At 64.0% G+C, this 8,410-nt stretch carries 7 protein-coding genes; all 7 read left to right on the top strand.

The window, feature by feature from the left end; all coding sequences use genetic code 11:
• A partial coding sequence (locus J5M73_RS24735) for a DUF1345 domain-containing protein (protein WP_207816303.1) occupies positions 1 to 623 on the top strand: 623 nt, incomplete at its 5' end.
• 498 nt (positions 624 to 1,121) lie between these two features.
• Positions 1,122 to 3,089, top strand: a complete 1,968-nt coding sequence (locus J5M73_RS24730) for an autotransporter outer membrane beta-barrel domain-containing protein (protein WP_243433922.1) — start codon at positions 1,122 to 1,124, stop codon at positions 3,087 to 3,089.
• Positions 3,090 to 3,362: 273 nt separating this feature from the next.
• Entirely contained in the window at positions 3,363 to 4,304 is a 942-nt protein-coding gene (locus J5M73_RS24725) for a choline ABC transporter substrate-binding protein (protein ID WP_102863309.1), read from the top strand.
• A gap of 160 nt (positions 4,305 to 4,464) precedes the next feature.
• Positions 4,465 to 5,430 (top strand): alpha/beta hydrolase, encoded by a 966-nt coding sequence (locus tag J5M73_RS24720; RefSeq protein WP_102863308.1) that lies wholly within the window; start codon positions 4,465 to 4,467, stop codon positions 5,428 to 5,430.
• A 122-nt stretch (positions 5,431 to 5,552) separates the two neighbouring features.
• Positions 5,553 to 6,578 carry a LacI family DNA-binding transcriptional regulator gene (locus J5M73_RS24715; RefSeq protein WP_102863577.1) on the top strand — a complete coding sequence of 342 codons (1,026 nt, stop codon included), beginning with the start codon at positions 5,553 to 5,555 and terminating at the stop codon, positions 6,576 to 6,578.
• Positions 6,579 to 6,653: 75 nt separating this feature from the next.
• On the top strand, positions 6,654 to 7,436 hold the full coding sequence (locus J5M73_RS24710; protein ID WP_102863307.1) for a TIM barrel protein: 783 nt from the start codon (positions 6,654 to 6,656) through the stop codon (positions 7,434 to 7,436).
• Positions 7,429 to 8,391 (top strand): sugar kinase, encoded by a 963-nt coding sequence (locus tag J5M73_RS24705; protein ID WP_102863306.1) that lies wholly within the window; start codon positions 7,429 to 7,431, stop codon positions 8,389 to 8,391. Before J5M73_RS24710 ends, J5M73_RS24705 begins: the two co-directional genes overlap by 8 nt.
• Positions 8,392 to 8,410 lie beyond the last annotated feature (19 nt).

Genomic DNA, 8,410 nt, shown 5'->3' with positions numbered 1-8,410 from the left:
CCCACCCCCGCCTGACCTTCGGCGTGCTGATCGGCTGCGCCGTCGGCATCCTCGCCCCCGCGCACACCCTGACCAGCAAGCTCCTCATCGGCTGGAACGCCGCGGTCTGGACCTACCTGGCGCTGATGTTCTGGCTGACCGTGCGGGCACGGGCCGAGGACGTGAAACGCATCGCCGAAACCGAGGACGAAAACGCCGGGCTGGTGCTGTTGATCGTCTGCGTCGCCGCCATCGCCAGTCTGGTGACCATTACCCTGGAGCTGGTGGGCAGCAAGGACCTGGATACCCCTCAGCGTCTGCTGCATTACGGCTTCACCGGGCTCACGGTGATCGGTTCCTGGTTGCTGGTGGGGGTGATCTTCAGCGTGCATTACGCCCGCCTTTACTACACCTGGAATGGCAAGGAACCGGCCCTGCGCTTTGCCGAGGAACTGACCACGCCGAACTATTGGGACTTCCTCTACTTCTCCTTCACCATCGGCGTGGCGGTGCAAACTTCGGACGTCGGCGTGGCCACCCGCGAGCTGCGCAAGATCGTCCTCGCCCAATCGTTGATCGGTTTTCTGTTCAACACTGCGATCCTCGGTTTTTCCATCAACATTGCCGCCGGGCTGTTCAGCTGAACCGGTACAAGACGGCTTGAGCCCAGTCCTGGCAGCTTCGCGGGATCGTCAGTGAGAATCGCGACGGCTTAGTCCGGGGTGCCATATAGCAAGTGTCAGGCTGGGTAACCCTAGTTGATCTAATTCGAACGACCGCCAACACCAAGCAACTAAATTCAGTTGTGCTGATCGACCTTCCGAACAAATCGCCCCAACACTTCAAGACCAATTTAAGAATCATCTTAAAGACCCACCCTCTTACTAAAAATAAAATAGCCGCCTTTTACAGCCCTGGATTTAGCCAACTAACTTCTTAACGTTAGTCCCTCGCCTTCAACTAACCCCCCTTTTTTTCCGAGCCTGAAGTTTGCCGACCTCGCCATGTCCAAATGACGAAAGCACTTGCAATAGAGCGCCCGCGCACCCAATCCATGGGCCCAACAGCAAACAGCCACCCCCAAAGCAGCCTGTAACTTCCACAGACTGTTGTGTTTTCTGCTTCGCCAAAAGGTTACAACGTTGAAATACCCATCCGTAATAACAGCTATTACCCTGCTATACAGCGTCGTTTATTCAGTACAGTCCCATGCGATCACTGCAATCGACAGCATTGATTTAGGCTCTTTGAGTAACGAGTACTCTATGGCCTTCGGCGTCTCTGCCGACGGTCGTCTAATCGCGGTAAACAAAACATTACCCACAGGCCAAGATCGCGCATTCAAATACAGCGATGCGACTGGCATGGTTGATCTGGGAACCCTGGGTGGAAACCATGCCTATGCCCATGCCATATCCGCCGATGGCAGCGTGGTCGTGGGAAAATCGGACACCCCTGACTCGACTCACGCCTTCAAGTACTCCGATGCGACCGGCATGATCGATCTGGGCACATTGGGCGGCGAATCATCCAGCGCCAACGGCGTATCCGCTGATGGCGCCGTGGTCGTTGGATACGCCTCGAATCTCCTGGGGAGTGCTCGTGCCTTCAAGCACACGGAGACGACCGGCATGATCGATCTGGGGACCTTGAAGGCAGACAACAGTGGCGACTCCCTTGCAACTGCGGTGTCCGGCGACGGTAGCGTCGTCGTGGGGCAGTCGGACATCGATACGGATTCGAACGTACAACACGCGTTCAAGTACACCGATGCCAACGGCATGACCGACCTGGGCACCCTCGGCGGAGCATCTTCCCAGGCTCTGGGAATATCCGCCGACGGCCAGGTGGTCGTGGGCAGTTCGGAAACTATCACCGGCGGTACTCAAGCGTTTAAACACACTGACGCCAACGGCATGGTCGAGCTCGGCTCCTGGGGGGGCGACTCCAGCGCTAGCGCGGCATCCGCCGACGGCCGCGTTATCGTCGGTTTTGCCACTACCGCAGAGGGCGATAACCACGCCTTCAGACACACCGATGCCGACGGCATGATCGATCTGGGCACGTTAGGCGGCCAACATTCGGCAGCGACTGCCGTGTCCGCCGACGGCAATATTGCCGTCGGCCTGAGCCTCACGGCGAGTGGTGACCTACACGCCGCACTGTGGAAGATCACGGAAACCGGCACTCACCTGCTTGATCTGGACAACACCCGGACCGCGATGGCCAAAAGCGCCAATCAGGCATGGGGAGTCCTGGACCTGCGCAGTGCGCAACTGGATCGGTTGATGAGCCAGGAGTGCCAGATCGACAGCGGCTCGTTCTGTATAGGTGTTGGTCCCAGCTACAGCAGAAACCGCGAGACTCGCCAGACCTCCACGAGTCTGACCCTGGGCGCCCGTCCTAGCGACCATCTGCGCGTAGGCATCACCCTGGACCAGAACCTCGATCAACAGTTGCCGGACAACTACACCAAGGCAGGGTCCAACGCACCCGCAGTGGCAATGTTCGTTGCCGTGGACGAATCGGGCCAGGGCCTGGGTTGGCAGGGGCGTCTGGCTGCGGCCTACCTGTCGTCCAAGGTCGATATCCGCCGTGAGCAACTGGCTTATACCGAAGCCGGTCAAGGGCGTTCGAGCCTGCGTGGCAGGGCCTTCAGCATCGAGGGTGCCTATGGCCTGCGGCTCGATAGCCTGACCGTGACGCCTTACATCGGCCTCAGCCAGACTCAAGTCAGCCGCCAGGGCTATAGCGAGCGCAGCGGCGCCGTCATGGCGGCCAGCTACGCAAAAATGCAGCGCTCGGTGACCAGCCTGAACGCCGGCGTACGGACTGCCAAACGCCTGACAAAACAGCTGGAGCTCAATGCCAGCCTGGGCCTGATCCAGGACCTGGACAAAGACCAGGATGCCTTTCAAGCGCGCATGGACTACCTGGGCCGCTATACCTACCAGGCCGATAAACAGCACGACACCCGTTTTGCCGCGGGCACCGGGGCAAGTTATGCCTTGAACCCGAACAGCGCCGTGCATGCCGGTGTGTTCTGGACACAGGAGCCGGGCGGCAACGACACGACCGGTATTCAAACCGCCTTTACCTATCAGTTCTGATAACGGCTCCTGCCCTGTCTCGCGGTATTCCACATCAGCCCGGTCGAGGCTGCACCGTACTTCCAGACCCCAGCCCTGGCGCACCGCCAGGGCTGTTGCTGATCGCTACCTGGACGAGCCTGTAGGCGTAAAGTGCGCCCGGGCAGTCGTCACAGTGCAAAAGCCGGTCGCTACAGAGCGTTTCCCGGGCCATCGGGGCCACGTAAGGTGGCCAGTACGGCGCAACAAGACGCCGCTCTGAACAACAAGCCACCTGCCGGAAGAGATCCTCTGATGAAAACACCGTTCAAGCGTTGTTTCCTGCTCCTCTGCGCCACTGCACTGCTCAATTCCCCCACCTGGGCCGCCGAGCCCGCGTCCTGCAAGACCGTGCGCATGGGGGTGGTCAACTGGACCGATGTGATCGCCACCAGCGCCGTGGCCGATGTCCTGCTCACCGGGCTGGGCTACGACAGCAAGCAGACCAGCGCGGTGCAGCAGATCATCTTCGCCGGCATCCGCGACCAGCGCCTGGACATCTTCCTCGGCTACTGGAAGCCCGCCATGGACCAGAACATCGCGCCCTTCCTCGAGGCCGGGCAGGTCAAGGTCATGGCCCAGCCCAGCCTCGTGGATGCCCAGGCAACCCTGGCAGTGCCGGACTACGTGGCCCAGGCGGGCCTGAAAACCTTCGCCGACATCGCCCGTTTCAAGGAGCAGCTGGGGGGCAAGATCTACGGCATCGAGCCAGGCAGCGGCGCCAACACCACGATCAAGACCATGATCGACACCGACCACTTCGGCCTCAAGGGCTTCAAGCTGATCGAATCCGGCGAGGCCGGGATGCTGGCGGCGGTGCAGCGGGCGATCAATCGCAAGGAGTTCGTGGTGTTCGTCGGCTGGACCCCGCACCCGATGAACATCAACATGGCCATCACCTACCTCACCGGCAGCGAAGACGTGTACGGCCCCAACGAGGGGGCGGCCACGGTGTCCACGGTCACCGCGCCGGACTACGCCGAGCGTTGCCCCAACGTGCATCGGCTGCTGCAGAACCTGAGCTTCAGCGCCGCCCAGGAAAGCCAGCTGATGGTACCGATCATGCAACGCAAGGCGCCCCAGGAAGTGGCCCGCCAGTGGCTGCGCGAGCACCCAGAAGACCTGCAGCGCTGGCTGACGGGAGTCACCACCTTCGACGGCCGCGAGGGTGTGGCTGCGGTCAAAGCGAACCTGTAACCGCCCGGCGCAGGAGTCGGCTTGCCGGCGAAGGCGGTCTCAGGGCCCTTCGCCGACAAACGCAACGCCCTGCGGCGGCTCTTTCGGTCAGGCGCTGCAATGATGACGATTGCCCGGGCTCGTTCGCCGGCAACCCGGCGCCTACCCTCCAGGACTGTCCATGAGCCATTACCCGCTTTCTGCCGAGCTGGCGGCCTTCGTCCAGCGCACCCTGAGCTACACCAGCGCCGACAGCAGCCTCAAGGGCCTGCGCGACAGCTATGAGCGCATGTGCCGGGATTTCACTCCGGCCCATCCGCCTGGCCTCGCTGTGCATCAAGGACAACTGGCCCAGGTGCCGCTGCGTTTCTATCACCCCGACCGCGCCGCCCCGGAGTGTGGCTGGCCCTGGCTGCTGTACCTGCACGGTGGCGGCTGGGTGCTGGGCGGCCTGGATTCCCACGATTTCATCACCGCCCATCTGGCCCACGAGTTGCAAGCGCTGGTGATCGCGGTGGACTACCGGCTGGCCCCGGAACACCCGTTCCCGGCCGCCTTCGACGATTGCCTGGCGGTATGGCGGGCTCTGGAGCAGGGGCTGGGCCCTGTGCCTCTGGATCACCGCCGTCGGCTGGTGATGGGCGACAGCGCCGGGGGCAATCTGGCCGCCGCCCTGTGCCTGGCCCTGCGGGATGCCGCTGAACCCTTGCCCGTCGCCCAGGTGCTGGTCTATCCCGGGCTCGGCGGTGCCGCCAACCTGCCCTCGCGTAGCCAGTGCGCCGATGCCCCGCTGCTCAGCAGCAGTGACCTGGACTGTTTCCAGGCGCTGTACCTGCCGGAGCCCGAACCCACCTCGCCCTATGCCCGGCCGCTGCGGGCAGAGAACTTCTGTCACCTGCCGCCGGCCTTTATCGCCCTGGCACAGTTCGACCCCTTGCGCGACGACGGCCAGTGCTATCACCAGCGCCTGCTGCAGGCCGGCGTCGCCAGCCAGCTGTACCCGGGCCTGGGCCTGGTGCATGGCTGCCTGCGGGCCAGAGGGCTGGCGGCGGAAGTCGATGGGCTGTACGACGCCCTGCTGCGGGCCCTGCGCGAGTTTCTTGAGCCAACCCGAGCCCTACCGTTGGTCAGCCAACTTGAGCCCTGATAGCGATTTATCGACGTTGCGCCCTTGACGGCAGAATGGGTTTTGCGGTTTCCTGAAACCGGTTTCAGCACCGTACCCGGAAGCACTGCAAACCGATAATTCCAAGAATAAGGTCGTTGCCCGTGAATCAGTTTTCCGCCGCCCAGCGCAACCGCGTCACCATGCTCGATGTCGCCCGCCACGCCGGGGTCTCCAAGGCCAGTGTGTCGCGCTTTATCGGCGAAGACCGCGCCCTGCTCTCCGATGCCATTGCCTTGCGCATCGAGCAGGCCATCAGCGCGCTGGGCTACCGCCCGAACCAGATGGCCCGCGGCCTGAAACGCGGGCGCACCCGCCTGATCGGCATGCTGGTGGCCGATATCCGCAACCCCTACTCGATTGCCGTGATGCATGGCGTGGAAACCGCCTGCCGCCAGCACGGCTATAGCCTGGTGGTGTGCAACACCGACCGTGACGACCAGCAGGAAGCCCAGCACCTGGCCAACCTGCGGGCCTACAACATCGAAGGCCTGATCGTGAACACCCTGGGCCATCACCTGGAGCAGTTGCAGGAGTTGCAGCAGGAAATGCCCATGGTCCTGGTGGACCGCAAGCTTGAATCACTGCACGCCGATCTGGTGGGCCTGGACAACCCGGCGGCAGTGCACAGCGCCATCGAACACCTGGAGCAACAGGGTTACCGTGACCTGCTGCTGGTCAGCGAACCCCATGACGGCACCAGCTCACGACTCGAACGCAGTGCCGCCTTCCAAGACGAAGTCGCCCGGCGCCCGGCCTTGCGTGGCCAGTCACTGGAGACCGGCGCGGCCCTGGCCCGCCACCTGAAAGACTTTCTCGAGGCTCCCGGTCCTGGCCCCAAGGCGCTGTTCTGCGCCAACGGCGTGGCGGCCCTGGCGGCGACCCGGGTCCTGCGTGAACTGGATTGCCCCTTGTTCGAAGGCATCGGCCTGATCGCCCTCGACGACCTGGACTGGTACCCCCTGGTGGGCAGCGGCATCACGGCCCTGGCCCAGCCCACCGAAGCCATAGGCACCGCCGCTTTCCAATGCCTGCTCAAGCGCCTGCGAGGCGATGCCGGCCCGGCGCGAGTACTGGACTTTACGGCGCAACTGATGGTTCGCGGCTCCACCCGAAAACCCCCTGTGTAATCCCGAGCCCCCTGCATCGCAGCGTGTCCCGGGTTTTCTCGAATAAAAATGAAACCGGTTTCAGAGGTCTGAAGCATGCATCAATCACCCGTCTCCATCAGTCTGTCCAGCTACGGCGCGGATCTGGTCCGCCAGCACGGCCAGGGCCATTTCATTTCCCTGGTGGCCGCCGCCGGCGCTTCGTGCATCGAGTGGCGCGAAGAACTGCTGACCCACGAGAAGCCCGAGGAACTGGCCCGCAGCGCCCGGGAACATGGCCTGGAAAGCGTATTTTCCTCGCCCCTGGAGCTGTGGCTGGCCGAGGGCGACGAACCCAACCCCGAGCTGTCCGCCACCTTGCAACGGGCCCGGGCGTTCGGCGCCAAGCGTCTGAAAGTGTCCCTCGGTCACTTCACCGAGCATCACGACCTGGGCAGCCTGGCCAGCCTACTGTCAGGCCAGCCCCTCACCCTGCTGGTGGAAAACGACCAGACCGTGCATGGCGGGCGCATCGAGCCCTTCCAGGTTTTTTTCAACGCCGTGCAAGGGTGGAACCTGCCCCTGCGCATGACCTTCGACATCGGTAACTGGGCGTGGCAGCAGCAGTCGGCGCTGGAAGCCGCGCGCCTGCTGGGCCGGCATGTGGATTACCTGCACTGCAAGGCGGTCCGCCTGCGGGACGACGGCAAGCGGGTGGCCCTGCCGCCCGGCACCGCAGAGTTGCAGCAGTGGGAACACCTGCTGCGGCACATGAATCAAGGTCTAACCCGGGCCGTGGAATACCCCCTGCAAGGCGACGACCTGCTGCAGGTGAGCGCCGAGCAGGTCGGCCTGCTGGCCCGCCTCGGCCAGTCGCGACTGGAGCCTGCCCATGTCTGAGATCGATATTCTGTCCTTCGGGGAAACCATGGCCATGTTCGTCGCCGAGCACAGCGGCGACCTGGCCCGGGTCGAGCACTTTCACAAGCGCATTGCCGGGGCCGACAGCAACGTGGCCATCGGCCTGTCGCGCCTGGGCTTCAAGGTGGCCTGGCTGAGCCGGGTCGGCAACGACTCCCTGGGACGCTTCGTGCTCGACACCTTGCAGGCCGAGGGCCTGGACTGCCGCTTCGTGCGCCGCGACCCGCTGCACCCCACCGGCTTTCAGCTCAAGTCCCGGGAAGACACCGGCGACGACCCGCGGGTGGAGTACTTCCGCCGCGGCTCGGCCGCCAGCCACCTGAGCCTCGACGACCTGGCCCCGGCCCTGCTCCAGGCCCGTCACCTGCACGCCACCGGCATTCCCCCGGCCCTGTCGGATTCGGCCCGGGAGCTGTCCGGTCACCTGATGCAGACCCAGCGCGCCAGCGGCCGCAGCGTGTCGTTCGACCCCAATCTGCGTCCCGGCCTGTGGGCCAGCGAAGCGCTGATGATCCGCGAGATCAACCGCCTGGCGGCCCTCGCCCACTGGGTGCTGCCGGGCCTCGGCGAGGGCCGCCTGCTCACCGGGCGTGACGACCCGGCGGACATCGCCGCCTTCTACCTGGACCAGGGCGCCGAAGCGGTGGTGATCAAGCTCGGGGCCCATGGCGCCTACTACCGCACCCATCTGGACGCCGGCTTCGTCGACGGTGTGCCGGTGGCCAAGGTGGTGGACACCGTCGGTGCCGGCGATGCCTTCGCCGTGGGCCTGATCAGCGCCCTGCTGGAAAGCCTCAGCGTGAGCGAGGCGGTGCAGCGGGCCAATTGGCTGGGCAGCCGCGCAGTACAAAGCCGTGGCGACATGGAAGGCCTGCCCAGGCGCCACGAACTGCCCGACCAGGCAGCGCCCCTGAAAACCGCCTGCGCCTCATAGCAGCTGGCGTACCGGCTCA

Source organism: Pseudomonas sp. 50_B (assembly GCF_017491625.1).
GTDB lineage: Bacteria > Pseudomonadota > Gammaproteobacteria > Pseudomonadales > Pseudomonadaceae > Aquipseudomonas > Aquipseudomonas danubii.
The sequence above is the reverse complement of the archived record's forward strand: the minus strand, read 5'-3'. Positions and strand labels throughout refer to the sequence as shown.